Genomic DNA, 24,144 nt, shown 5'->3' with positions numbered 1-24,144 from the left:
ATTTGAGGAGGACTCATTTTTGCCTGATGTGGCGTACAAAGTATCGAAAATTCAATATATTGCAAGAACAACGTAGGCCTGATAAGCATAGCGCATCAGGCAATTACGCGTTTGTCATCAGTCTGGATGGATTATCGCCCCTGAATGGCTAAATCACCTGGCAAGTTCTTCTGCATCCGGTGCCAAATCTCGCCACTCTCATGCCCATAGCGACGCACCGTTTCGTAAACCTGATCGTGCGCGCCTTCACTGCACAATGCCGACAGCTTGTGGTAGAAACCCAGCGCCAGACTGCGCGCTTCCGGATTAGCAAAATAGTGACGACCAATGCGCGTGTACAACCCTTTCATCCCGTTAATGATCAGGCCGTAAATCGGGTTGCCAGAGGCAAACGCCAGACCGCGGAAAATGTTGTAATCCAGATCAGCAAAAGCATCGGCGTGATCGGCCACTTCATTGGCGGTTGCCAGCACTTCCTGCGCTTTATCAGGGTGCTGACGAAACGCGGTGCGAATAAAAATAGTTGAAATATTGGTACGCACAGACAGCAAATTATCAATAAGTTGCGGCACACTTTCGTGGTCGAGTCGCGCCAGTGTTTCAAGGATATTTAAACCGGAGGTTTCCCAGAAATTATTCACCTTCGTTGGCTTGCCATGTTGAATAGTCAACCAGCCATCTCGTGCCAGTCGCTGCAACACTTCACGTAACGTCGTACGCGTTACGCCAATTAATTCTGAAAGTTCACGTTCTGCGGGCAAAATAGTCCCGGGTGGGAAGCGGTTATTCCAGATACTTTCAATAATGTACTCTTCCGCGAAACCTGCCGGGCTTTGCGCCTTAATGACCATAGTGAGATTTCCATAACACAGCAAAACAAAGTTGGACTCATCATACCAGAGGGCTAACTACGCTGATAGCAGACAAAAAGAAGAAAAAAGGGATCAGGGCTTCATTTTCCGCATCTCTTTCCGCTTGACTATCAAGACTTGCCTCACTCCTGCCTGGCCGTTAAGCTTTGCGTTCTAACATAAAAACATCATTTATTATTTGTAAGGTAAGGGAAACCATCATGGAGATCTCCTGGGGCCGCGCGTTATGGCGCAATTTTTTGGGCCAGTCACCTGACTGGTACAAACTTGCCCTCATTATTTTCTTAATTGTTAACCCGTTAATTTTCCTCATCAGCCCTTTTGTTGCTGGCTGGCTGTTGGTAGCGGAATTTATTTTCACCCTGGCGATGGCGCTCAAATGCTATCCGCTACTGCCTGGCGGCCTGTTGGCTATCGAAGCGGTATTCATAGGCATGACCAGCGCGGAGCACGTCCGTGAAGAGGTGGCGGCGAATCTTGAAGTCTTGCTGCTACTGATGTTTATGGTGGCGGGTATCTATTTTATGAAACAGCTATTGCTGTTCATCTTTACCCGCTTGCTGTTAAGCATTCGCTCCAAGATGCTGTTATCGCTCTCTTTTTGTGTGGCGGCTGCGTTTCTCTCCGCGTTCCTGGATGCCTTAACCGTAGTGGCCGTGGTGATCAGCGTTGCGGTGGGTTTTTATGGTATTTATCACCGAGTGGCTTCTTCCCGTGCCGAAGATACCGATCTGCAAGACGACAGCCATATCGACAAGCATTACAAGGTGGTGCTGGAGCAGTTCCGTGGTTTTCTGCGTAGCCTGATGATGCACGCGGGTGTCGGTACTGCATTAGGCGGTGTGATGACCATGGTCGGTGAACCGCAAAACCTGATTATTGCGAAAGCTGCTGGCTGGCATTTTGGCGATTTCTTCCTGCGCATGTCACCGGTAACCGTCCCGGTTCTGATTTGTGGTTTGTTAACCTGCCTGTTAGTGGAGAAAATGCGTTGGTTTGGCTACGGTGAAACGCTGCCGGAGAAAGTCCGCGAAGTGCTGCAGCAGTTTGACGATCAAAGCCGTAACCAGCGTACACGTCAGGATAAAATTCGCCTGATTGTCCAGGCGATTATCGGCGTCTGGCTGGTCACCGCGCTGGCGTTGCATCTGGCGGAAGTCGGCCTGATTGGTTTGTCTGTCATTATTCTGACTACATCACTGACCGGTGTCACTGATGAACATGCTATCGGCAAAGCCTTCACCGAATCTCTGCCATTCACTGCACTGTTGACGGTCTTTTTCTCGGTAGTTGCGGTGATTATCGACCAACAACTGTTCTCCCCAATTATCCAGTTTGTATTGCAGGCATCAGAACACGCCCAGCTATCGCTGTTCTATATCTTCAACGGTTTGCTGTCTTCCATTTCGGATAACGTCTTTGTGGGAACGATTTATATCAACGAAGCCAAAGCAGCAATGGAGAGCGGCGCTATCAGTATGAAGCAATATGAACTGCTGGCCGTCGCCATTAACACCGGGACCAACCTGCCATCCGTCGCCACGCCGAACGGACAAGCTGCGTTCTTGTTCCTGTTAACCTCCGCTCTCGCGCCATTGATACGTCTTTCTTATGGCCGCATGGTATGGATGGCTCTGCCCTACACCCTCGTACTGACCCTCGTCGGGCTACTCTGCGTAGAGTTTACTCTTGCCCCTGTAACTGAATGGTTTATGCAAATGGGGTGGATAGCAACGCTTTGATAACAACTTACCGGGCATATTCATGCCCGGTTTGCCTTTCCGCCCGATAATTGTTCAATTACATCCTATTTTTACTCCCTCCTGGTGGCGCAACGAATGAATTGGTTTAAACTGCGCATTCGATGCATATTGCAGGGAAATTATTATGTTGCGATTTTTGAACCAATGTTCACAGGGGCGGGGTGCGTGGTTGTTAATGGCGCTTACCGCTCTGGCACTGGAACTGACGGCGCTGTGGTTCCAGCATGTGATGTTATTGAAACCTTGCGTGCTCTGTATTTATGAACGCTGCGCGTTATTCGGTGTTCTGGGTGCCGCGTTGATTGGCGCTATCGCCCCGAAAACGCCGCTGCGTTATGTGGCGATGATTATCTGGTTGTATAGCGCGTTTCGTGGTGTGCAGTTAACTTACGAACACACCATGCTCCAGCTCTATCCTTCGCCGTTTATGACCTGTGATTTCATGGTTCGCTTCCCGGACTGGCTGCCGCTGGATAAATGGGTGCCACAAGTGTTTGTCGCCTCTGGTGATTGCGCTGAGCGTCAGTGGGAGTTTTTAGGTCTGGATATGCCGCAGTGGTTGCTCGGTATTTTTGTTGCTTACCTGATTGTCGCAGTGCTGGTGGTGATTTCCCAGCCATTTAAAGCGAAAAAACGTGACCTGTTTGGTCGCTAATCAATCAGGCGCTCCTGCGGGAGCGCCTGTCTCGATTCATCCTGTCAATAATTCAATGCCAGATGCGACGTTAACGCTTTATCCGCTCTACGGCATTTCTGGCGGTGTAATCCCGAAGTGGTTCCACGCCCGCACTGTCGCCATACGCCCGCGCGGTGTACGCTGCAAAAAGCCTTGCTGAATCAAATAAGGTTCCAGCACATCCTCAATAGTTTCACGCTCTTCGCCAATGGCTGCAGCCAGGTTATCCAGGCCAACCGGACCACCGAAGAATTTATCGATTACCGCCAGCAATAACTTGCGATCCATATAATCGAAACCTTCTGCATCGACATTAAGCATATCCAGCGCCTGGGCGGCGATATCTGCCGAGATGGTGCCATCATGCTTCACTTCGGCAAAATCACGCACACGACGCAGCAAACGATTAGCGATACGTGGCGTACCTCGCGCCCGGCGAGCGACTTCCAGTGCGCCATCGTCACTCATCTCAAGCCCCATAAACCGTGCGCTACGACTGACGATATATTGCAGATCAGGCACCTGGTAAAACTCCAGGCGCTGCACTATACCGAAACGGTCACGCAATGGCGATGTCAATGAGCCAGCACGCGTGGTCGCGCCAATCAAGGTGAACGGTGGTAGATCGATTTTTATCGAACGCGCTGCCGGGCCTTCACCAATCATAATATCCAACTGGTAATCTTCCATTGCCGGATACAGCACCTCTTCCACGACTGGCGAGAGACGATGGATCTCATCAATAAACAGCACATCGTGCGGTTCAAGGTTGGTCAGCATTGCCGCCAGGTCACCCGCCTTTTCCAGTACCGGACCAGACGTTGTGCGTAAATTGACGCCCATTTCATTGGCAACGATGTTGGCTAACGTGGTTTTTCCCAGGCCAGGAGGACCAAAAATCAATAGATGATCGAGGGCATCGCCGCGCAGTTTCGCCGCTTTGATGAAAATCTCCATCTGCGAACGGACCTGCGGCTGACCAACATACTCTTCCAGTAATTTGGGGCGAATAGCGCGATCTACCACATCTTCCGGCAAGGTCGTACCGGCAGAAATCAGACGGTCTGCTTCAATCATCCTTTACCTCATAACGCGGCGCGCAGGGCTTCGCGAATTAATGTTTCACTGCTGGCATCAGGACGAGCGATTTTGCTCACCATGCGGCTGGCTTCTTGTGGTTTATAGCCCAGCGCCACCAGCGCAGCAACCGCTTCCTGCTCGGCATCGTCGGTTGCCGGGCTTGCCGGTGAGGTCAACACCAGATCGGCAGCCGGTGTAAACAGATCGCCGTGCAGGCCTTTAAAGCGATCTTTCATTTCAACAATCAGCCGTTCGGCAGTTTTTTTACCTATGCCAGGTAATTTCACCAGTGCCGCAGGATCCTCACGCTCAACGGCATTAACAAACTGCTGCGCTGACATACCAGAGAGGATCGCCAGTGCCAGTTTCGGCCCCACACCGTTGGTTTTAATCAGTTCTTTAAACAGCGTGCGTTCTTGCTTATTGTTAAAACCGTACAGTAACTGCGCGTCTTCACGTACTACAAAGTGGGTGAAGACTATCGTTTCCTGGCCCGCTTCAGGGAGTTCATAAAAACAGGTCATCGGCATATGCACTTCATAGCCTACGCCGCCCACTTCAAGTAACACCAGCGGGGGTTGTTTTTCCAGAATGATGCCTCTCAGCCTGCCTATCACATGACGCTCCTGCGTAATGAATCAAAGATAATGCTGTATGATAAAAAAATGCTGGATAGATATCCAGCGAAGGATGCAGAAAAATTGCGAGGCGTCTCGATGAACGGAGAATTGTCACTGCATAATTCATTCTCCAGGTCATATTGAAAGCAAATATTTTATATATTAAATATTCAGGTAAAAGATCCAAAAAAAATAAACTTGACTATACCTGCGATAAAAAAGATTTTATGTTATTAAACATATTCAAATTTATTTCAATGGAATGATAAAGTGAATATTAATTATCCTGCTGAATATGAAACTGGTGATATTGTATTTACATGTATAGGTGCCGCATTATTCGGCCAAATTTCTGCCGCATCAAATTGCTGGAGTAATCACGTCGGGATCATTATCGGTCATGACGGCGATGATTTTCTGGTCGCAGAAAGCCGTGTTCCCCTCTCCACCATCACCACACTGTCCCATTTTATTAAACGTTCTTCTCACCAACGCTATGCCGTAAAGCGATTAGGTGCAGGGCTGACAGAACAGCAAAAACAAAGGCTGATAGAACAGGTTCCCTCTCGACTGCGCAAGCTCTATCACACCGGGTTTAAATATGAGTCATCTCGCCAGTTCTGCTCAAAGTTTGTCTTTGATATTTATAAAGAAGCATTATGTATTCCGGTAGGCGAGATAGAAACTTTTGAAGAGTTATTACACAGCAATCCACATGCAAAACTTACTTTCTGGAAATTCTGGTTTTTAGGCTCAATTCCGTGGGCGCGAAAAACCGTAACGCCAGCGAGTTTGTGGCATCATCCGGGTCTGGTGTTGATTCATGCCGAAGGAGTAGATACGCCTCAGCCTGAACTGACCGAGGCAGTATAATTTAACGCAGTCGCCCGCGAGCCAGATTCAGCCGCGATTCGCTCATCTGCATCGCATTCTGACTGATATGGCAGTGGGTGATGGCAATTGCCAGCGCATCAGCGGCGTCTGCCTGCGGGTTAGCGGGAAGTTTCAGCAAGGTGCGAACCATATGCTGCACCTGGCTTTTCTCGGCACTGCCAATACCCACCACGGTTTGCTTTACCTGGCGAGCGGCATACTCAAATACCGGCAATTCCTGATTCACCGCTGCCACAATCGCCACACCACGCGCCTGCCCCAGTTTCAGGGCAGAATCGGCGTTCTTCGCCATAAAGACTTGTTCGATTGCGAAATAATCTGGCTGGAACTGGGTGATGATTTCCGTCACGCCTGCATAAATGAGCTTCAGACGAGACGGTAAATCATCCACTTTGGTGCGTATGCATCCGCTACCCAGGTAGGACAGTTGTCTGCCCACCTGGCGGATAACGCCGTAACCGGTAACGCGTGAACCCGGGTCAATGCCGAGAATAATCGCCATCACGCGTCTCCGTTTTGTTGTTTAGCCGGCCTCATCAGAGGGTCGCTGCAACCTCATCAGAGATCTCACCGTTATGGTAAACTTCCTGCACGTCGTCGCAGTCTTCCAGCATATCGATCAGACGCATCAGTTTCGGTGCGGTTTCTGCATCCATATCAGCTTTGGTTGACGGGATCATAGATACTTCCGCGCTATCTGCTTTCAGACCTGCCGCTTCCAGAGCGTCGCGTACTTTACCCATCTCTTCCCATGCGGTGTAAACGTCAATCGCGCCGTCATCATAGGTCACAACGTCTTCAGCACCTGCTTCCAGCGCCGCTTCCATAATGGTGTCTTCGTCACCTTTCTCGAAGGAGATCACACCTTTTTTGCTGAACAGATAAGCCACGGAACCGTCAGTACCGAGGTTGCCACCACATTTGCTGAATGCGTGACGCACTTCAGCAACGGTACGGTTGCGGTTGTCAGAGAGACATTCAATCATGATTGCAGTGCCGCCAGGACCGTAACCTTCGTAGATGATGGTTTCCATGTTCGCATCATCATCACCGCCCACACCACGTGCAATTGCGCGGTTCAGGGTGTCACGGGTCATGTTGTTAGACAGTGCTTTATCAATGGCAGCACGCAGACGCGGGTTAGCATCCGGATCGCCACCACCCAGTTTAGCTGCGGTCACCAGCTCACGAATGATTTTAGTGAAGATTTTACCGCGCTTAGCATCCTGCGCAGCTTTACGATGTCTGGTGTTGGCCCATTTACTATGACCTGCCATAAAAATATCTCCAAAATAACTATACACTTGATCCTTCAGGCTGCCTGCGTTAGCGGCTCTCGTTTACCACCTTGATACAGCTCGAAGGATTTTGTGTATACGCCTTCTCAGGCTAAGTTAATTACAAATTGTTCAATCGCCTGTCGGTTGCTCCACGACTTAGTAAGCGCCGCCGCAGCGGGCGCATCAAGCCATTGGTATGCCAGATGTTCAGTAAAAACAATCTGGCGCTCGTGTGGTAGCGCAAGACAGAACCATGATTCCGTATTACGCGTCACGCCCGGCGCATAGCGATGACGCAAATGTGAAAAAATTTCAAACTCTACCGTGCGCTGACAGTCAATTAAGGTCAGTTGTTCAGCAACAACATCAATGGTGACCTCTTCCTTTACTTCGCGCATAGCAGCTTGCGGCGCGGTTTCACCCTCCTCCACACTGCCGGTTACCGACTGCCAGAAGTCAGGATCGTCACGCCGCTGTAACATCAGCACCCGTTTCGTATCTTGTGCGTAAATGACCACTAAGATCGAAACGGGACGCTTATACACTTTATCCTTCACGCTGCCTCTTCGTTGGCTGCTTTCGCTCATCCCATTCACATAGTTATCTATGCTCATGGAAGTTCACTCAGTTGCCGCCTCGATGCACCGCAAATGATTTCGTGTATTTTATTCATATCAGTTATTCTCAGCCTTCTTGACAACCTGAATGCTCAGCTCAGCCAGTGCAGTCGGGTTGGCAAAGCTCGGGGCTTCAGTCATCAGACACGCTGCCGCCGTTGTTTTCGGGAAGGCGATAACGTCACGGATGTTGTCGGTGCCGGTCAGCAGCATGGTCAGACGGTCAAGACCGAATGCCAAACCTGCGTGCGGCGGCGTACCATATTTCAGGGCATCGAGCAGGAAGCCGAATTTCTCGCGCTGTTCTTCTTCGGTGATACCCAGAATGCCAAACACCGTCTGCTGCATATCACCATTATGGATACGCACAGAGCCACCGCCCACTTCGTAACCATTGATGACCATATCGTAAGCGTTCGCCACCGCATTTTCCGGTGCCGCTTTCAGCTCGGCGGCAGTCATGTCTTTCGGTGAGGTGAACGGATGGTGCATTGCCGTCAGGCCGCCTTCGCCATCGTCTTCAAACATCGGGAAGTCGATAACCCACAGCGGTGCCCATTTGCTTTCGTCGGTCAGGCCGAGATCTTTACCGACTTTCAGACGCAGTGCGCCCATCGCGTCGGCAACAATTTTCTTGTTGTCGGCACCGAAGAAAATCATATCGCCATCTTGTGCGGCGGTACGATCCAGGATGGCTTCGATGATTTCAGCGTTGAGGAATTTCGCTACCGGGCTGTTGATACCTTCCAGACCTTTCGCGCGTTCGTTGACTTTGATGTAAGCCAGACCTTTCGCGCCGTAGATTTTGACGAAGTTACCGTATTCGTCGATCTGCTTACGGGTCAGCGATGCCCCGCCCGGAACTCGCAGAGCAGCAACACGACCTTTCGGATCGTTCGCTGGCCCCGCGAATACCGCAAACTCAACGGATTTCAGCAGGTCGGCAACGTCGGTCAGTTCCATCGGGTTACGCAGATCCGGTTTATCAGAACCATAACGGCGTTCAGCTTCCGCAAAGGTCATTACCGGGAAATCGCCCAGATCTACGCCCTTCACTTCCAGCCACAGATGACGCACCAGGGCTTCCATGACTTCACGCACTTGCGGCGCGGTCATGAAAGAAGTTTCCACATCGATCTGGGTAAATTCAGGCTGACGATCAGCACGCAGGTCTTCGTCACGGAAACACTTAACGATCTGATAGTAGCGGTCGAAACCGGACATCATCAGCAACTGTTTGAACAACTGCGGAGACTGCGGCAGCGCGTAGAATTTACCTTTGTGCACACGAGACGGCACCAGGTAGTCACGTGCGCCTTCCGGCGTCGCTTTGGTCAGCATCGGAGTTTCGATGTCGAGGAAGCCGTGGTCATCCATAAAACGGCGCACCAGGCTAGTAATTTTAGCGCGCGTTTTCAGGCGTTGAGCCATTTCCGGACGACGCAGGTCGAGGTAGCGGTATTTCAGACGCGCTTCTTCGGTGTTGACGTGGTTAGAGTCAAGCGGCAGAACGTCTGCGCGGTTGATGATGGTCAGCGAAGACGCCAGCACTTCGATTTCGCCGGTCGCCATATCGCGGTTGATATTTTTTTCGTCACGCGCACGCACGGTGCCCGTTACCTGAATGCAGAACTCATTACGCAGTTCGGAGGCCAGCTTTAACGCGTCCGCACGATCCGGATCGAAAAATACCTGCACGATACCTTCGCGGTCGCGCATATCGATGAAGATCAGGCTACCAAGATCACGACGACGGTTGACCCAACCACACAGAGTCACCTGCTGCCCCACGTGGGACAAACGGAGCTGTCCACAATATTCTGTACGCATGAGATATCCCTTAACTTAGCTGCCGGCGGATGTCCCCTGCTGCGCAGGTGACCTAAGTCGCAGCGTTAGCTGTATGTCACAACTGAATGAAAAAAGGCGGCTATTATACTGGAAATTCTGCCGCACCGTAAGAGTCTGGCCCGCTCTGGAACGACTCGTTACCACTTTATATCAGGCCTGGAATCAGACTCTACCCTTGTTTGCTATAAAGGTGTTGCCTGAACACATAAAAATTAACAAAATTTGTCATCCTGCCATCGGCTAATCGCATTAAGGTGAGAGGTACGATTTTGTTTTATCAGGAGAGATCATGCTTGAGCTTAATGCTAAAACCACTGCACTGGTGGTGATTGATTTACAGGAAGGCATTTTGCCTTTTGCCGGTGGCCCACATACTGCCGAGGATGTTGTTAATCGCGCCGGAAAACTGGCGGCGAAATTTCGCGCAAACGGACAGTCCGTATTTCTGGTGCGCGTCGGCTGGTCGGCCGATTATGCCGAAGCATTGAAACAGCCGGTTGATGCGCCTTCGCCTGCCAAAACGTTGCCGGAGAACTGGTGGCGGCATCCTGCGGCGTTAGGTGCAACTGACAGCGATATTGAAATCATTAAACGTCAATGGGGTGCGTTTTACGGTACGGATCTGGAGTTGCAATTACGCCGTCGTGGCATTGACACCATTGTCTTGTGTGGGATTTCAACCAATATCGGTGTTGAGTCCACCGCCCGTAACGCGTGGGAGTTAGGGTTTAATCTGGTGATCGCTGAAGACGCCTGTAGCGCCGCCAGTACCGAACAGCACAACAACAGCATCAACCATATCTACCCGCGCATTGCCCGTGTGCGTCGCGTGGAAGAGATCCTCAACGCGTTATGATTTATATCGGTCTGCCGCAATGGTCGCATCCAAAATGGGTGCGGTTGGGGATCTCCAGCCTGGAAGAGTACGCCCGCCATTTTAACTGCGTGGAGGGCAACACGACCCTTTATGCTCTGCCAAAGCCGGAAGTGGTTCTGCGCTGGCGCGAGCAAACCAGCGATGATTTTCGTTTTTGTTTTAAATTTCCGGCGACCATTTCGCACCAGGCCGCATTGCGACATTGCGATGATTTAGTAGCAGAATTTTTAACCCGCATGTCACCGTTAGCGCCGCGCATTGGGCAATACTGGCTGCAACTGCCCGCCACATTTGGCCCCCGGGATCTGTCTGCACTGTGGCACTTTCTCGATTCCCTTCCTCGCGAATTTACCTATGGTGTGGAAGTTCGTCATCCGCTGTTTTTTGCCAAAGAGGTAGAGGAACAAACGCTTAATCGCGGTTTGCATCAGCGCGGCGTTAATCGGGTGATTTTAGACAGCCGTCCGGTTCATGCAGCGCGTCCGCATAATGAAGCCATTCGCGACGCGCAACGGAAAAAGCCCAAAGTTCCGGTTCATGCCGTATTAACAGCGACAAACCCACTGATCCGTTTTATCGGCAGCGATGATATGACGCAAAATCGGGAATTATTTCAGGTCTGGTTACAAAAATTAGCACAGTGGCACCAGACCACCACGCCTTATCTTTTTTTACATACGCCAGATATTGCCCAGGCACCGGAACTGGTACATACCCTTTGGGAAGACTTACGTAAGACACTTCCAGAGATCGGAGCAGTTCCGGCTATTCCACAGCAATCTTCTCTTTTCTGAAATTGCCACCTATCATAGACAGGAGCCATCGGCCATTTTAAAGGGAGTTTGTATGGTAAGCGCGCTGTATGCCGTTTTAGGTGCGTTGTTATTAATGAAGTTCTCTTTTGATGTTGTTCGCCTGCGAATGCAATATCGCGTTGCCTATGGTGACGGCGGTTTTAGCGAACTGCAAAGCGCCATTCGCATTCACGGTAACGCGGTGGAATATATTCCCATCGCGATTGTATTGATGCTGTTTATGGAAATGAATGGCGCAGAAACCTGGATGGTACATATTTGCGGCATTGTTCTGCTTGCCGGGCGTCTGATGCATTATTACGGTTTTCATCACCGTCTGTTTCGCTGGCGGCGTTCCGGCATGAGCGCCACCTGGTGTGCGCTGTTGCTGATGGTGCTGGCGAATCTTTGGTATATGCCCTGGGAGTTGGTTTTCTCCCTGCGTTAGCGCACAATACGCCACTTTCTTTTTCCCGGATTTTTACGTTATGTCTCACCGCGACACGTTATTTTCTGCCCCTATCGCCAGACTGGGCGACTGGACCTTTGATGAACGGGTAGCCGAAGTCTTCCCGGATATGATCCAGCGTTCCGTTCCCGGCTATTCCAATATTATTTCAATGATTGGCATGTTGGCCGAACGCTTCGTACAACCTGGTACGCAGGTTTACGATCTGGGCTGTTCTTTGGGCGCGGCGACGCTCTCGGTGCGTCGCAATATTCATCATGATAATTGTAAAATTATCGCCATCGACAACTCCCCGGCGATGATTGAACGCTGCCGTCGCCATATCGACGCCTATAAAGCGCCAACACCTGTAGAAGTAATCGAGGGTGATATTCGCGATATTGCCATTGAAAACGCGTCGATGGTGGTACTGAATTTTACCCTGCAATTCCTTGAGCCTTCTGAACGTCAGGCATTACTGGATAAAATTTATCAAGGACTGAATCCTGGCGGTGCGCTGGTGCTTTCGGAAAAATTCAGTTTCGAAGATGCCAAAGTCGGTGAACTGCTGTTCAACATGCACCACGATTTTAAACGCGCCAACGGTTACAGCGAGCTGGAGATCAGCCAAAAACGCAGCATGTTAGAAAACGTGATGCTGACCGATTCTGTGGAAACCCATAAAGCACGCCTGCATAAAGCCGGATTTGAACATAGCGAGTTATGGTTCCAGTGCTTTAACTTTGGCTCACTGGTGGCATTGAAAGCAGAGGACGCTGCATGATCGACTTTGGTAACTTTTATTCTCTGATTGCCAAAAATCATCTTTCGCACTGGCTGGAAACCCTCCCTGCACAGATTGCCAACTGGCAACGTGAACAGCAGCACGGTCTGTTTAAACAGTGGTCCAATGCGGTGGAATTTCTGCCCGAAATTAAACCGTATCGTCTTGATTTACTGCATAGCGTAACGGCGGAAAGCAAAGAGCCGCTGAGTGCCGGGCAGATTAAACGCATTGAAACACTGATGCGCAACCTGATGCCGTGGCGTAAAGGGCCGTTCTCGCTGTATGGCGTTAACATCGACACCGAATGGCGTTCTGACTGGAAATGGGATCGTGTTCTGCCGCATCTCTCTGATTTGACCGGGCGCACGATCCTCGATGTTGGCTGCGGCAGCGGTTATCACATGTGGCGCATGATTGGCGCAGGCGCGCATCTGGCGGTGGGGATTGACCCTACGCAACTTTTTCTCTGCCAGTTCGAAGCGGTGCGTAAGTTGTTAGGTAACGATCAGCGCGCGCATCTGCTGCCGTTAGGTATTGAACAACTTCCAGCGCTGAAAGCCTTTGATACCGTCTTTTCGATGGGCGTGCTGTACCATCGCCGCTCACCGCTGGAACATCTGTGGCAGTTAAAAGATCAACTGGTGAATGAAGGCGAACTGGTGCTGGAAACGCTGATTGTTGATGGCGATGAGCACACAGTACTGGTGCCAGGCGATCGTTACGCGCAAATGCGTAATGTCTATTTCATTCCATCAGCACTGGCGCTGAAAAACTGGCTGAAGAAGTGTGGGTTTGTTGATATCCGCATTGCGGACGTGAGCGTTACCTCTACAGAAGAGCAGCGCCGTACTGAATGGATGGTTACCGAGTCTTTGTCTGATTTCCTCGACCCGCATGATCCGAGTAAAACGGTAGAAGGCTATCCTGCGCCTAAACGCGCGGTGCTGATTGCGCGTAAGCCGTAACCCGTTTCCGAGCGCTGAGATTGATGACAAACGCCAAAACCGCCTGATGCGCTACGCTTATCAGGCCTACCCGTCTCCTGCAATATGTTAAATTTGCACAAATTTGCAGGCTGGATAAGGCGTTCACGCCGCATCCGGCATGAATAAAGCACACTTTATCTGCAATTTAGCGCCCGTTTCCGGGCGCTATTTACTTCTTATGCGCCTGATCAGCCACGCCATTTTGTCTTTGCCTTCAGGTTCATTTTTCATACTGATCAAGGATAAAAAAAGGCCCCTGTTGAAATTGCAGGGGCCTGGTACGAGCAAGCATCATATTGGGCGACATGATGCAACGGTAAAAATCATTTGGCCTGATGGCGTTCAATGATTCCTTTCATTTCAGCAACCGCCGCCCCGTCTACGACATAACGCGAATACTCGTCCGCGAGTGCATCTGATGACATGGACAATCCTTGATTACGATAACGCATCGGTGAGGCTTGCCACGCTCCCGCGGAGCTATGGACTTCCAGCACTCCGGCATCGAGGAAGTGGTGCAGGTTTTCTGCACGAACTCCAGCTCCGGCCATGATGATTGGAGCATCACCATAGGCAATAAGTTCCATAATTTTTAATAAACCTTGCAGCGCGTCTGATTTTTGCCCCGATGTCAGCACCCTGGCAATGCCTAATTTCGCAAGATTATTCAGTGCATTTAAAGGGTTAGCGCACATATCGAAGGCGCGATGAAAAGTGACGGCCAGCGAACCGGCAGCCGCCATTATTTTTTCCATTCGTGGCATATCGACATTACCGTCAACATCCAGAACCCCCGTCACCAGTCCAGGAAATCCCAATTCGCGTACTGTGCGGATGTCCTCAAGAATGGCGGCAAACTCGCCGTCGCTGTAGCAAAAATCGCCACCGCGAGGACGGATAATCGGATGCACAGGGATAGTAACCTGCTGACGCACAGACTTCAGCACACCCAGCGACGGCGTTAAGCCACCTTCTTTCGGTGCCGCACACAGCTCTATTCTGTCGGCACCGTTTTGCTGCGCCGTCAGCGCGCACTCCATGCTGTAACAGCAAATTTCCAGTAATGCCATTTTTACTCCTTAATTACGCCGACTGCTCACTGGCGACGATCTCTTCAATGGCCCACGGATGAAACTTAATCGTGGTTTTACCGTCGGTGACGGCCAGCGTTGGATTGGGTAATCGCTCATGCTCACCTTTTGGCGAACTGGTTTTAACCGAGATCCCCGGCTGACTAAGCCCTTCATCAGAAAGTAATGCCAGTGCACGGGCGTTCAGTGTCTCTGGATCACCAGGCAGAACGATTTCGATATGTTCCCAGCCTTCGTGCGGGTAACGTTTTTCCCCAGGCCACGGTAACTCAACTATCGAAAACTGCCAGTGAGCAACCTGTACCGATTCATGCAATTTAAACAGGCAAATCGGTCTGCCATTGATCATATTTTCTGACAGGAGTTCGCCGCACTGTTCAAACCCACGACGCCAGCGTTCAGCGGTGGCGTTTTGATGACAACGCAAGGAAATGTGATCGGCATTCAGCGGAGTAATATCCAGCCCCAGACGACGGGAAAGTTCGTCTAATGCGTGGATAAATCGCGGTAAATCCGTTGCAATATCCTGCAACTCGTCGACAGATTGCCAGTTAGCCATAATCACTCTTCGTCTTTCAGCAAAAGCGTTAATTTACCTTGTTGCCCTGCGCCAACCAACTGCTGATTTCGCGCAGTCCCCGGTGCAATAGTGAAAACGGCAATACGCCACGCGCACGTTGCTGACGAAAACAGCCATTTGCAGTATACTCCCGCCCTAATTTCTTTAACTGGTGCGGGCAATTCTCGCTCGCTTCATCAATGTAAGGTATTCCGGTGAATATTCAGGCTCTTCTCTCAGAAAAAGTCCGTCAGGCCATGATTGCGGCAGGCGCGCCTGCGGATTGCGAACCGCAGGTTCGTCAGTCAGCAAAAGTTCAGTTCGGCGACTATCAGGCTAACGGCATGATGGCAGTTGCTAAAAAACTGGGTATGGCACCGCGACAATTAGCAGAGCAGGTGCTGACTCATCTGGATCTTAACGGTATCGCCAGTAAAGTTGAGATCGCCGGCCCAGGTTTTATCAACATTTTCCTTGATCCGGTATTCCTGGCTGAACATGTTCAGCAGGCGCTGGCGTCCGATCGTCTCGGTGTTGCTACACCAGAAAAACAGACCATTGTGGTGGACTACTCCGCGCCAAACGTGGCGAAAGAGATGCACGTAGGGCATCTGCGTTCCACCATCATTGGTGACGCGGCTGTGCGTACCCTGGAGTTCCTCGGTCACAACGTAATTCGCGCTAACCACGTCGGTGACTGGGGCACCCAGTTCGGTATGCTGATTGCGTGGCTGGAAAAACAGCAGCAGGAAAACGCCGGTGAAATGGAGCTGGCAGATCTCGAAGGTTTCTACCGCGATGCGAAAAAGCATTACGACGAAGATGAAGAGTTTGCCGAACGTGCACGTAACTACGTGGTAAAACTGCAAAGCGGTGACGAATACTTCCGCGAAATGTGGCGCAAACTGGTCGACATCACCATGACGCAGAACCAGATCACTTACGATCGTCTGAACGTAACGTTGACTCGCGATGATGTGATGGGCGAAAGCCTCTACAACCCGATGCTGCCGGGTATCGTGGCAGATCTGAAAGCCAAAGGTCTGGCAGTAGAAAGTGAAGGCGCGACCGTTGTATTCCTTGATGAGTTCAAGAACAAGGAAGGCGAGCCGATGGGCGTTATCATTCAGAAGAAAGATGGCGGCTATCTCTACACCACCACCGATATCGCCTGTGCGAAGTATCGTTATGAAACCCTTCATGCCGATCGCGTGCTGTATTACATCGACTCCCGTCAGCATCAGCACCTGATGCAGGCATGGGCAATCGTACGCAAAGCAGGTTATGTACCAGAATCCGTACCGCTGGAACACCACATGTTCGGCATGATGCTGGGTAAAGACGGTAAACCATTCAAAACCCGCGCTGGCGGTACGGTGAAACTGGCAGATCTGCTGGATGAAGCACTGGAACGCGCGCGTCGTCTGGTGGCTGAGAAGAACCCGGATATGCCAGCCGACGAGCTGGAAAAACTGGCCAATGCGGTCGGTATCGGCGCGGTGAAATACGCGGATCTCTCCAAAAACCGCACTACCGACTACATCTTCGACTGGGACAACATGCTGGCGTTCGAGGGTAACACTGCGCCGTATATGCAGTATGCCTACACCCGTGTGCTGTCCGTGTTCCGTAAAGCGGAAATTAACGAAGATCAACTGGCTGCGGCTCCGGTTGTCATCCGTGAGGATCGTGAAGCGCAACTGGCCGCTCGCCTGCTGCAATTTGAAGAAACCCTCACGGTGGTTGCCCGTGAAGGTACACCGCACGTGATGTGTGCTTACCTGTACGATCTGGCTGGTCTGTTCTCTGGCTTCTACGAGCACTGCCCGATCCTCAGCGCAGAAAACGAAGAAGTGCGTAACAGCCGTCTGAAACTGGCACAACTGACCGCGAAGACGCTGAAACTGGGTCTGGATACGCTGGGTATTGAGACTGTAGAGCGTATGTAATCGCGTTATGTGTCAAAGGCCGATGTCGCAGTTACGGACATCGGCTTTTTTATCACCGCCGATAATTCACAATCACTTCATTACGCTGCACCTTCAGCGGCGGAATTAACCTCCCACCGGCTGGAACTTCCCAGATAAAGCGCAACGGTTCTGTCGCAGGTACGCCGGTAAATGCCACCGTACTCCCGCTCTGCCCGTCTAATTCGACACAACGAGATAGCGAACACAAGCGCACGCGCAGCCCTACAGGTGTCGGGCCGATAAGCTGATAACGCCAGGCCACCAGCGTCACCAATCCTGAAACCGGTTGTCGCGAAGTCAGAGACGCTGACGACATCGATTCACCACGATGATTCAGCGTCACGCCCGCGCTACTTGCCTGCCACATGCCCTCCCCGGCAGCCTGCACAAGCATCGGAAACAACAAAATAGCTAATAAGCTCCTCATTATTTGCCGCCAATCGTCGCCGTCATACGGATTTGGCGGTTATCAGAGAGTTCGAGATTCGAAAGCACCACCAGTTGCGGCAGGCTACGGCGCAGAAAACGAGATAATAATGGCCGCAGCGCATGGTTCACCAACAGCACTGGCGGCGCGCCCAGCATCTCCTGACGGGATAATGCCTCCTGAGTTTGTGCCAGCAAACGATCCGCCAGTCCAGGCTCCAGCCCGCCCCCGCCCTGCAATGCCTGTAACAGCAAACGCTCCAGCGGCGTGTCCAGGCCAATAACGTGAACTTCATCTTTGCCGGGAAACCATTGCTGGGTAATCGCCCGACCAAGCGCCACGCGGACGACGGCGGTTAATTCATGTGGTTCGCTCTGGATGGGCGCATGTTCCGCCAGCGTTTCGAGGATGGTGCGCATATCGCGAATCGGCACTTTTTCATCAAGCAGGTTTTGTAGCACCTTGTGCAGCGTGGTGAGCGTGACGACGCCAGGAACTAAGTCCTCCGTTAGCTTTGGCATCTCCTGGGCGACGCGATCCAGTAACTGCTGCGCCTCCTGACGACCAAACAGTTCGGCGGCATGTTGGCTAATGAGGTGGTTAAGATGCGTTGCGACCACCGTGCTGGCCTCAACCACGGTATATCCCTGAATCTGCGCCTGTTCTTTTAGCGCGCTTTCGATCCAGATAGCATTCAGACCAAACGCCGGGTCGACCGTCGCTTCACCGGGTAATGTTCCGGCGGCTGTCCCCGGGTTGATCGCCAGCCAGCGCCCCGGATAGGCATCGCCGCTACCAATTTCAACGCCTTTCATCAGGATACGATAACGGGCAGGTTGCAGATCCATATTGTCGCGAATGTGCACCACCGGCGGCAGAAAGCCCATCTCCTGGGCAAATTTCTTACGAATACTGCGAATACGCCCCAGCAACTCGCCATCCTGCTGAAAATCGACCATCGGGATCAGCCGATACCCCACCTCCATTCCCAGCGAGTCTTCCAGTTGCACATCGTTCCACGTCGCTTCAACAACGGCATTATTCTCCGCCATTTTTACCGGCTTCGGTTCGGCAGGCGCTTTTTGTTCGCGTCCACGGATCCACCACGCCAGCCCCAGCAGTCCCGCCGTGAACAGTAAAAAGACCAGGTTTGGCATTCCTGGCACCAGACCAAGTAACCCCAGTACTGCGGCACTTAACAACATGACTCTGGGGTTACTGAAAAGCTGATTCACCATCTGCTCGCCAACATCCTGATCGGTGCTGACACGCGTGACGATGACCCCCGCAGCGGTAGAAATAACCAGCGCCGGGATTTGCGCCACCAGGCCATCACCGATGGTCAACAGCGTATAACTTTCTGCCGCATGGCCCATGCTCATGCCATGTTGCAGCACGCCGACCAGCAATCCGCCGACGACGTTAATGACCATGATGAGGATCCCGGCAATAGCATCACCACGAACAAACTTACTCGCCCCGTCCATTGAGCCGTAAAAATCGGCTTCCTGGGTCACTTCGGAACGACGTTTTTTCGCCTCATCTTCACCAATCAATCCGGCGTTGAGGTCGGCATCAATCGCCATCTGTTTACCCGGCATACCGTCGAGAACAAAGCGCGCCCCCACTTCCGCAATACGCCCGGCACCTTTGGTGATAACCATAAAGTTGATGATCACGAGGATGACGAATACCACAATGCCGATTGCAAAGTTACCGCCAACGAGGAAGTGACCGAACGCTTCAACGACCTTCCCCGCCGCCGCCGCACCAGTATGACCTTCCATCAAAATGATACGGGTTGAAGCCACGTTGAGCGCCAGACGCAACAGCGTGGTAAACAGCAGGATGGTCGGGAACGCGGCAAACTCGAGCGTGCGCTGGGTAAACATCGCCACCAGCAACACCATGATCGACAGGGCAATATTGAAGGTAAACAGCAGGTCGAGAATGAATGCGGGCAGTGGCAGCACCATCATCGACAAGATCAACAGGATCAAAATCGGTCCGGCAAGGATCTGCCATTGTGTCGATTTCAGGTTTGCGGGTAGGCGCAGCATTGCGACCAGATTACTCATGGGGCTGTTTCTCGTTGATAAAATCCAGGGCTTCCGGCACCGGAAGATGTGTGGGTTGTACGGGGCGTTGCCCACCGGCCAGACGCCAGCGTTTCAGTTGCCAGACCCAGGCCAGTACTTCTGCCACAGCGGCGTATAGTTGGCCTGGAATTTGTTGGCCTATTTCGCCATGTCGATACAGCGCACGCGCCAGCGGCGGTGCTTCAAGGGTCGGGACGTTATTTTCAGCGGCAATTTCACGAATGCGCAGTGCTACCAGCCCTGCACCTTTGGCGACCACTTTCGGCGCACTCATTTTGTTTTCGTCATATCGCAATGCCACTGAGTAGTGAGTTGGGTTGTTAACAATGACGTCCGCTTTCGGCACATCGGCCATCATCCGACGCCGCGCCGCAGCTCGCTGCATCTGACGAATTCGCCCTTTGACATGGGGATCACCTTCGCTTTGTTTGAACTCATCACGAATGTCCTGCCGTGACATACGCAGCTTTTTCAGGTGGCTGAATATTTGAAAAAAGACGTCAAATCCCACCATTGGGATGACCCCAAGCACCACTAAAAGCGCGCACAATCCCACAACATCCATCGCGTTAGCCATTGCAGTAATGGGCGACTGCGCCATTAAGCGCATCATCTGCGGCCAGTGATGCCAGAGATAAAAACCAGTCACACTGCCGACCAAAGTGGATTTCAGTATCGCTTTCAGCAGCTCTGCGCCGGTTTGCGCTGAGAACATGCGTTTAATACCTGGTAACGGGTTGATTTTGGAAAACTTCGGCTGTAATGATTTGCCGCTAAATACCAGACCACCCAACATGACTGGCGAAATGAGTGCCACCAGCACCACGCCGCTAATCAGCGGCAACAGAGCCAACATGGCTTCTCTGATTAACTGAATAATCTGCCCCAGGATTAGGTTGGGGTCATTGATGATGTTGTGATCAAAATGCAGCCCGGCGGAGAGCATCCCAGACAACCGGTGAGCCAGAGACGCGCCACCAAACCAGATAACACACACGCCCACCAGCAAAATCAGCAGTGAGGTTAGCTCACGGGAGCGCGGGATCTGTCCCTCTTCCCGTGCTTTTTCAAGTCGGTGAGGTGTGGGGGCTTCTGTTTTGTCGTCGCTCTCGTCAGACACGTCGCCAATCCTGGAAATAGTGATAAGCGTGAATAATGCCAGAGCGGAAAGCGTTCAATGGTTAGAGTAAGGGGCAAAACAGGCGGGATTTAGGGCTTTTACCGCAGCACATCAGGCGTGGTGCCGCGTTTGTCGGATGCGGTGTAAACGTCTCATCCGGCCGCCTGATACGACGGGTCACGTCATATCAGGCAATACAAATTAAAAACCGAGACTATCCAACAAATCGTCGACCTGATCCTGGCTGGCTACCACACCCGCTTTGCTGCTATCAACCTGTGGCCCATTAAGCAGACTCTGGCTTTCACGCTTCGGACGCGCATCCTGTTCCGGAATGTTTTCCAGCAGCACCATCAACAACTGGCGTTCAATCTCCTGTATCACATCCATCATCCGTTTAATCACCTGGCCGGTGAGATCCTGAAAATCCTGTGCCATCATGATTTCCAGCAGTTGCGCATTGGTGAAACGGGTATGAACAGGCACATCCGCCAGAAATTGCCGCGTATCGGTCACCAGTTCACGGGCATCGGCAAGGTCAATCGGATCGGCAAACCAGGCATCCCAGCGTTGGGTTAATGCTTTTGCCGACTTCTCCATTTCATCCTGATGTGGCTGTGACGCCTCAACACTGTTCAGCGCACGCTCCGCAGCCTGGGCAGTCATCTGCACGACGTAGTACAAACGATCGCGGGCATCGGGGATGGCTTCAGCGGCCTCAGCTATCGCCTGATCCAGTCCAAGCTCCCGCAGACTGTCACGCAACATACGCGTCAGGCTGCCAATGCGCGCAATGATATCGCCAGCGGCATGTTCATCAGCCGGTTTGATTGATGGTTGCATCATAATCGCATCCTCACATGCCCAGTTTCTCAAAGATTTTGTTGAGTTTTTCCTCCAGCGTCGCGGCGGTAAATGGCTTAACCACATAGCCACTGGCCCCCGCTTGTGCTGCGGCGATAATGTTCTCTTTCTTCGCCTCTGCGGTCACCATCAACACCGGTAACGCCGACATCGCGCCATCAGCACGAATGGTTTTCAGCAGTTCCAGACCATCCATATTCGGCATATTCCAGTCGGAGATCACAAACCCATAACCGCCCGCCTGTAACTTGTTGAGAGCATCGGCACCATCTTCCGCTTCCTCAACATTGTTGAATCCCAGCTCTTTCAGCAGGTTACGCACAATGCGTCGCATGGTGGAAAAGTCATCCACAACCAAAAATTTAAGCTCTTTATCCGCCATCTCACACTCCTGATTTAAATACGTATCGCCTGTCCGGCACTGATTTTTGCCAGCATTTGCTGGCTTACCTGACTAAGATCGACCACTTCGCAGACGCCCCCCAAATTGATGGCCTCACGCGGCATACCGAAAACCACGCTGCTTGCTTCGTTTTGCGCGAGGGTCCATGCCCCCGCCTGACGCATCGCCAACATTCCCGCCGCGCCGTCGTTACCCATTCCCGTCAGGATCACCCCAACAGCATTACGCCCCGCCTGTTTGGCAACAGAATGGAACAACACATCTACCGAAGGCCGATGACGGTTAACCGCCGGGCCATCGTGAATTTTGATTTGATAGTTCGCGCCACTGCGCGCCAGTTCCATATGCCGATCGCCCGGCGCGATATAGGCATGTCCCGGTAAGACGCGTTCACCGTCTTCAGCCTCTTTAACGCCGATCTGACACAGCTTGTTAAGTCGGTCAGCAAAAGAGCGGGTGAAACCGGGCGGCATATGCTGAGTGATTAACAGCGCCGGGCTGGAAAGTGGCAACGGTTGCAGTACGTGACGAATCGCCTCTGTTCCGCCCGTTGAGGCACCAATTGCAATCAATTTTTCTGAACTCAACAGCGGGCCAGCCTTCAGCGTTGCCGGTGGCGATAACGGTTTATGCGCGGCCAGGCTCGCTCTTGACGCCGTTCGTACCTTTTCGGCAATCATTTCGCTATACGCCAGCATTCCTTCGCGAATACCCAGTTGTGGTTTGGTGACAAAATCTATCGCCCCTAACTCAAGCGCGCGCAGCGTGACTTCGGAACCTCTGCCGGTCAGAGAAGAAACCATCACCACCGGCATTGGTCGCAAACGCATTAATTTTTCGAGGAAATCCAGCCCATCCATCCGCGGCATTTCAACGTCCAGCGTCAACACATCAGGGTTGAATTTCTTAATCAAATCACGCGCGACCAGCGGATCAGGAGCCGTCGCAACCATTTCCATGTCGCTATGGCTGTTGATGATTTCCGTCATGATCTGGCGCATCAATGCCGAATCATCGACAGACAACACCCTGATTTTGCTCATCGTTATTCCTTACTTAGCGCATACACCGTCTGACCTCGCAACGTGAAGCTGCGCTCAAGATGGCTAAAGTTTTCAGAGTGACCCGCAAACAGCAATCCGTCGGGCTTAAGTAGCGGTACAAAGCGACGCAAAATCTCCTGTTGAGTCGTTTGATCAAAGTAAATCATGACGTTACGGCAGAAGATCGCATCAAACGGCCCCGGTACGGTGTACTGTTTCGCCAACAAATTCAGCGGCGAAAAATCGACATAATTCGCCAGCTCCTGACGCACGCGCACCAGCCCTTCATGCGGTCCCGTGCCGCGCATGAAGTAACGCTGGAGTTGTTGTGGCGTCAGGTTTTTCAGCTCTTCATGGCGATAAATGCCGCTTTTAGCTTTCTCCAGGACTTCGGTATCGATATCACTGGCAAAGACTTTCCAGCGTCCGGGCGCAGTGCCCAATGTGTCCGCCAGCGTCATCGCAATGCTGTACGGTTCTTCGCCTGTCGATGCCGCTGCACTCCATACGCGATATTCACCAGAACAGCGGCGGGCGTGAGCTGCGATCAGCGGAAAATGATGCCCTTCACGAAAAAATGCCGTCAGGTTGGTCGTCAATGAGTTAATAAATGCCTGCCACTCGCTGCTGCACTGATTAGATTCCAGCATATTCAGATAATGCCCAAAATCTGCCAGTCCCAGCGAACGCAAACGGCGTACCAGCCGGTTGTAGACCATGTCACGTTTGTGATCGGCCAGAACGATCCCCGCACGTTGGTAGATCAATTGACTTATCCGCCGAAAATGAACGTCGGAAAGCGCGAGGCGCTCGGTCATCTGTAACAATAAAGACGTTTGCCCACAGGGCAGAGATGATGTCATAGCGCCTTCTCAGTCACTTCAGGAAACCACTGGCACAGCCTGTAACTGCGCCGATTGTGTCGTATAACCACTTGTAAATAGCGCCATCAGAGACGATACGCGCGACGTTCTGTTGCATCATCTGATCAATCTGGCAACAATGGTGCTTGAGTAAATAGCC

Annotated in this window: 26 protein-coding genes; 10 read left to right on the top strand and 16 right to left on the bottom strand. The window is 51.9% G+C overall.

Going from position 1 to position 24,144, the window contains the following annotated elements:
* Nucleotides 1-131: 131 nt before the first annotated feature.
* The gene (gene fadR, locus A9587_RS11515; protein ID WP_001516543.1) at nucleotides 132-851 is read right to left on the bottom strand and encodes a fatty acid metabolism transcriptional regulator FadR; all 720 of its coding nucleotides are present in this window, start codon (nucleotides 849-851) and stop codon (nucleotides 132-134) included.
* Between the two features lie 221 nt (nucleotides 852-1,072).
* On the opposite strand from fadR, the gene nhaB reads away from it, so the two are divergent.
* Together nhaB and dsbB are read left to right on the top strand one after the other, a co-directional pair.
* On the top strand, nucleotides 1,073-2,614 hold the full coding sequence (nhaB, locus tag A9587_RS11510) for a Na(+)/H(+) antiporter NhaB (RefSeq protein WP_001516544.1): 1,542 nt from the start codon (nucleotides 1,073-1,075) through the stop codon (nucleotides 2,612-2,614).
* Between the two features lie 145 nt (nucleotides 2,615-2,759).
* On the top strand, nucleotides 2,760-3,290 hold the full coding sequence (gene dsbB, locus A9587_RS11505; RefSeq protein ID WP_000943467.1) for a disulfide bond formation protein DsbB: 531 nt from the start codon (nucleotides 2,760-2,762) through the stop codon (nucleotides 3,288-3,290).
* Between the two features lie 87 nt (nucleotides 3,291-3,377).
* On the opposite strand, the gene ruvB is transcribed toward dsbB, so the two are convergent.
* Together ruvB and ruvA are read right to left on the bottom strand one after the other, a co-directional pair.
* Nucleotides 3,378-4,388, bottom strand: coding sequence for a Holliday junction branch migration DNA helicase RuvB (ruvB, locus tag A9587_RS11500; RefSeq protein ID WP_000568526.1), 1,011 nt, complete (start codon nucleotides 4,386-4,388; stop codon nucleotides 3,378-3,380).
* Between the two features lie 8 nt (nucleotides 4,389-4,396).
* Complete coding sequence (gene ruvA, locus A9587_RS11495; RefSeq protein WP_000580346.1) at nucleotides 4,397-5,008, bottom strand: Holliday junction branch migration protein RuvA; 612 nt, start codon at nucleotides 5,006-5,008, stop codon at nucleotides 4,397-4,399.
* 273 nt (nucleotides 5,009-5,281) lie between these two features.
* On the opposite strand from ruvA, the gene A9587_RS11485 reads away from it, so the two are divergent.
* Nucleotides 5,282-5,884 carry a YebB family permuted papain-like enzyme gene (locus A9587_RS11485; RefSeq protein WP_001024955.1) on the top strand — a complete coding sequence of 201 codons (603 nt, stop codon included), beginning with the start codon at nucleotides 5,282-5,284 and terminating at the stop codon, nucleotides 5,882-5,884.
* Between the two features lies 1 nt (nucleotide 5,885).
* On the opposite strand, the gene ruvC is transcribed toward A9587_RS11485, so the two are convergent.
* The 4 genes from ruvC to aspS all read right to left on the bottom strand — a co-directional run bounded on the left by ruvC (nucleotide 5,886) and on the right by aspS (nucleotide 9,632).
* The gene (gene ruvC / locus A9587_RS11480) at nucleotides 5,886-6,407 is read right to left on the bottom strand and encodes a crossover junction endodeoxyribonuclease RuvC (RefSeq protein ID WP_001516546.1); all 522 of its coding nucleotides are present in this window, start codon (nucleotides 6,405-6,407) and stop codon (nucleotides 5,886-5,888) included.
* A gap of 34 nt (nucleotides 6,408-6,441) precedes the next feature.
* A complete protein-coding gene (locus tag A9587_RS11475; protein WP_000907234.1) occupies nucleotides 6,442-7,182 on the bottom strand; it encodes a YebC/PmpR family DNA-binding transcriptional regulator in 741 nt (246 codons plus the stop codon).
* A gap of 107 nt (nucleotides 7,183-7,289) precedes the next feature.
* Nucleotides 7,290-7,742 (bottom strand): dihydroneopterin triphosphate diphosphatase, encoded by a 453-nt coding sequence (gene nudB, locus A9587_RS11470; RefSeq protein ID WP_010375688.1) that lies wholly within the window; start codon nucleotides 7,740-7,742, stop codon nucleotides 7,290-7,292.
* A gap of 117 nt (nucleotides 7,743-7,859) precedes the next feature.
* Entirely contained in the window at nucleotides 7,860-9,632 is a 1,773-nt protein-coding gene (gene aspS / locus A9587_RS11465) for an aspartate--tRNA ligase (protein ID WP_001258665.1), read from the bottom strand.
* A gap of 310 nt (nucleotides 9,633-9,942) precedes the next feature.
* Here aspS and A9587_RS11455 point away from each other — a divergent pair, with 310 nt between their 5' ends.
* From A9587_RS11455 to A9587_RS24650, 6 genes are all read left to right on the top strand, one after another.
* Entirely contained in the window at nucleotides 9,943-10,509 is a 567-nt protein-coding gene (locus A9587_RS11455) for a hydrolase (protein WP_000891641.1), read from the top strand.
* Nucleotides 10,506-11,324 carry a DUF72 domain-containing protein gene (locus tag A9587_RS11450; protein WP_000639250.1) on the top strand — a complete coding sequence of 273 codons (819 nt, stop codon included), beginning with the start codon at nucleotides 10,506-10,508 and terminating at the stop codon, nucleotides 11,322-11,324. Before A9587_RS11455 ends, A9587_RS11450 begins: the two co-directional genes overlap by 4 nt.
* A 52-nt stretch (nucleotides 11,325-11,376) precedes the next feature.
* On the top strand, nucleotides 11,377-11,772 hold the full coding sequence (locus A9587_RS11445; RefSeq protein ID WP_000252971.1) for an MAPEG family protein: 396 nt from the start codon (nucleotides 11,377-11,379) through the stop codon (nucleotides 11,770-11,772).
* A gap of 40 nt (nucleotides 11,773-11,812) precedes the next feature.
* Nucleotides 11,813-12,556 (top strand): carboxy-S-adenosyl-L-methionine synthase CmoA, encoded by a 744-nt coding sequence (cmoA, locus tag A9587_RS11440; protein ID WP_000019599.1) that lies wholly within the window; start codon nucleotides 11,813-11,815, stop codon nucleotides 12,554-12,556.
* Complete coding sequence (gene cmoB / locus A9587_RS11435) at nucleotides 12,553-13,524, top strand: tRNA 5-methoxyuridine(34)/uridine 5-oxyacetic acid(34) synthase CmoB (protein WP_001516547.1); 972 nt, start codon at nucleotides 12,553-12,555, stop codon at nucleotides 13,522-13,524. Before cmoA ends, cmoB begins: the two co-directional genes overlap by 4 nt.
* A gap of 139 nt (nucleotides 13,525-13,663) precedes the next feature.
* Complete coding sequence (locus A9587_RS24650) at nucleotides 13,664-13,894, top strand: hypothetical protein (RefSeq protein ID WP_138922586.1); 231 nt, start codon at nucleotides 13,664-13,666, stop codon at nucleotides 13,892-13,894.
* Here the strand turns inward: A9587_RS24650 and cutC are convergent.
* Entirely contained in the window at nucleotides 13,869-14,615 is a 747-nt protein-coding gene (cutC, locus tag A9587_RS11430; RefSeq protein ID WP_001185711.1) for a copper homeostasis protein CutC, read from the bottom strand. The two genes, A9587_RS24650 and cutC, sit on opposite strands and share 26 nt — an antisense overlap.
* Nucleotides 14,616-14,628: 13 nt before the next feature.
* The gene (locus A9587_RS11425) at nucleotides 14,629-15,195 is read right to left on the bottom strand and encodes a VOC family protein (RefSeq protein WP_105263538.1); all 567 of its coding nucleotides are present in this window, start codon (nucleotides 15,193-15,195) and stop codon (nucleotides 14,629-14,631) included.
* A 215-nt stretch (nucleotides 15,196-15,410) separates the two neighbouring features.
* Here A9587_RS11425 and argS point away from each other — a divergent pair, with 215 nt between their 5' ends.
* Nucleotides 15,411-17,144 carry an arginine--tRNA ligase gene (argS, locus tag A9587_RS11415; protein WP_001025346.1) on the top strand — a complete coding sequence of 578 codons (1,734 nt, stop codon included), beginning with the start codon at nucleotides 15,411-15,413 and terminating at the stop codon, nucleotides 17,142-17,144.
* Nucleotides 17,145-17,196: 52 nt separating this feature from the next.
* Here the strand turns inward: argS and flhE are convergent, their stop codons facing one another.
* The 7 genes from flhE to cheR all read right to left on the bottom strand — a co-directional run bounded on the left by flhE (nucleotide 17,197) and on the right by cheR (nucleotide 23,984).
* Complete coding sequence (gene flhE / locus A9587_RS11410; protein ID WP_105263539.1) at nucleotides 17,197-17,592, bottom strand: flagellar protein FlhE; 396 nt, start codon at nucleotides 17,590-17,592, stop codon at nucleotides 17,197-17,199.
* Nucleotides 17,592-19,670: a flagellar biosynthesis protein FlhA gene (gene flhA, locus A9587_RS11405; RefSeq protein ID WP_001516552.1), complete on the bottom strand. Its 2,079-nt coding sequence runs from the start codon at nucleotides 19,668-19,670 to the stop codon at nucleotides 17,592-17,594. The genes flhE and flhA overlap by 1 nt, the downstream gene beginning before the upstream one ends.
* A complete protein-coding gene (gene flhB / locus A9587_RS11400; RefSeq protein ID WP_001516553.1) occupies nucleotides 19,663-20,811 on the bottom strand; it encodes a flagellar biosynthesis protein FlhB in 1,149 nt (382 codons plus the stop codon). Before flhB ends, flhA begins: the two co-directional genes overlap by 8 nt.
* 201 nt (nucleotides 20,812-21,012) lie before the next feature.
* On the bottom strand, nucleotides 21,013-21,657 hold the full coding sequence (gene cheZ / locus A9587_RS11395) for a protein phosphatase CheZ (RefSeq protein ID WP_000983595.1): 645 nt from the start codon (nucleotides 21,655-21,657) through the stop codon (nucleotides 21,013-21,015).
* Between the two features lie 10 nt (nucleotides 21,658-21,667).
* Nucleotides 21,668-22,057 (bottom strand): chemotaxis response regulator CheY, encoded by a 390-nt coding sequence (cheY, locus tag A9587_RS11390; RefSeq protein ID WP_000763855.1) that lies wholly within the window; start codon nucleotides 22,055-22,057, stop codon nucleotides 21,668-21,670.
* Between the two features lie 14 nt (nucleotides 22,058-22,071).
* A complete protein-coding gene (gene cheB / locus A9587_RS11385) occupies nucleotides 22,072-23,121 on the bottom strand; it encodes a protein-glutamate methylesterase/protein glutamine deamidase (RefSeq protein ID WP_000036407.1) in 1,050 nt (349 codons plus the stop codon).
* A 2-nt stretch (nucleotides 23,122-23,123) separates the two neighbouring features.
* Nucleotides 23,124-23,984, bottom strand: a complete 861-nt coding sequence (gene cheR / locus A9587_RS11380) for a protein-glutamate O-methyltransferase CheR (protein WP_000204353.1) — start codon at nucleotides 23,982-23,984, stop codon at nucleotides 23,124-23,126.
* Between the last annotated feature and the right edge of the window lie 160 nt (nucleotides 23,985-24,144).

Source organism: Escherichia sp. MOD1-EC6162, from assembly GCF_002965125.1.
In the GTDB taxonomy this organism is placed as follows: domain Bacteria; phylum Pseudomonadota; class Gammaproteobacteria; order Enterobacterales; family Enterobacteriaceae; genus Escherichia; species Escherichia marmotae.
The sequence above is the reverse complement of the archived record's forward strand: the minus strand, read 5'-3'. Positions and strand labels throughout refer to the sequence as shown.

What these genes read in the sequence shown, in the direction of transcription:
- fadR (WP_001516543.1), bottom strand. Translation starts at nt 851, where the DNA reads ATGGTCATTAAGGCGCAAAGCCCGGCAGGTTTCGCGGAAGAGTACATT.
- nhaB (WP_001516544.1), top strand. Translation starts at nt 1,073, where the DNA reads ATGGAGATCTCCTGGGGCCGCGCGTTATGGCGCAATTTTTTGGGCCAG.
- dsbB (WP_000943467.1), top strand. Translation starts at nt 2,760, where the DNA reads ATGTTGCGATTTTTGAACCAATGTTCACAGGGGCGGGGTGCGTGGTTG.
- ruvB (WP_000568526.1), bottom strand. Translation starts at nt 4,388, where the DNA reads ATGATTGAAGCAGACCGTCTGATTTCTGCCGGTACGACCTTGCCGGAA.
- ruvC (WP_001516546.1), bottom strand. Translation starts at nt 6,407, where the DNA reads ATGGCGATTATTCTCGGCATTGACCCGGGTTCACGCGTTACCGGTTAC.
- A9587_RS11475 (WP_000907234.1), bottom strand. Translation starts at nt 7,182, where the DNA reads ATGGCAGGTCATAGTAAATGGGCCAACACCAGACATCGTAAAGCTGCG.
- aspS (WP_001258665.1), bottom strand. Translation starts at nt 9,632, where the DNA reads ATGCGTACAGAATATTGTGGACAGCTCCGTTTGTCCCACGTGGGGCAG.
- A9587_RS11455 (WP_000891641.1), top strand. Translation starts at nt 9,943, where the DNA reads ATGCTTGAGCTTAATGCTAAAACCACTGCACTGGTGGTGATTGATTTA.
- A9587_RS11450 (WP_000639250.1), top strand. Translation starts at nt 10,506, where the DNA reads ATGATTTATATCGGTCTGCCGCAATGGTCGCATCCAAAATGGGTGCGG.
- A9587_RS11445 (WP_000252971.1), top strand. Translation starts at nt 11,377, where the DNA reads ATGGTAAGCGCGCTGTATGCCGTTTTAGGTGCGTTGTTATTAATGAAG.
- cmoA (WP_000019599.1), top strand. Translation starts at nt 11,813, where the DNA reads ATGTCTCACCGCGACACGTTATTTTCTGCCCCTATCGCCAGACTGGGC.
- cmoB (WP_001516547.1), top strand. Translation starts at nt 12,553, where the DNA reads ATGATCGACTTTGGTAACTTTTATTCTCTGATTGCCAAAAATCATCTT.
- A9587_RS24650 (WP_138922586.1), top strand. Translation starts at nt 13,664, where the DNA reads ATGAATAAAGCACACTTTATCTGCAATTTAGCGCCCGTTTCCGGGCGC.
- cutC (WP_001185711.1), bottom strand. Translation starts at nt 14,615, where the DNA reads ATGGCATTACTGGAAATTTGCTGTTACAGCATGGAGTGCGCGCTGACG.
- A9587_RS11425 (WP_105263538.1), bottom strand. Translation starts at nt 15,195, where the DNA reads ATGGCTAACTGGCAATCTGTCGACGAGTTGCAGGATATTGCAACGGAT.
- flhE (WP_105263539.1), bottom strand. Translation starts at nt 17,592, where the DNA reads ATGAGGAGCTTATTAGCTATTTTGTTGTTTCCGATGCTTGTGCAGGCT.
- flhA (WP_001516552.1), bottom strand. Translation starts at nt 19,670, where the DNA reads ATGAGTAATCTGGTCGCAATGCTGCGCCTACCCGCAAACCTGAAATCG.
- cheZ (WP_000983595.1), bottom strand. Translation starts at nt 21,657, where the DNA reads ATGATGCAACCATCAATCAAACCGGCTGATGAACATGCCGCTGGCGAT.
- cheY (WP_000763855.1), bottom strand. Translation starts at nt 22,057, where the DNA reads ATGGCGGATAAAGAGCTTAAATTTTTGGTTGTGGATGACTTTTCCACC.
- cheB (WP_000036407.1), bottom strand. Translation starts at nt 23,121, where the DNA reads ATGAGCAAAATCAGGGTGTTGTCTGTCGATGATTCGGCATTGATGCGC.
- cheR (WP_000204353.1), bottom strand. Translation starts at nt 23,984, where the DNA reads ATGACATCATCTCTGCCCTGTGGGCAAACGTCTTTATTGTTACAGATG.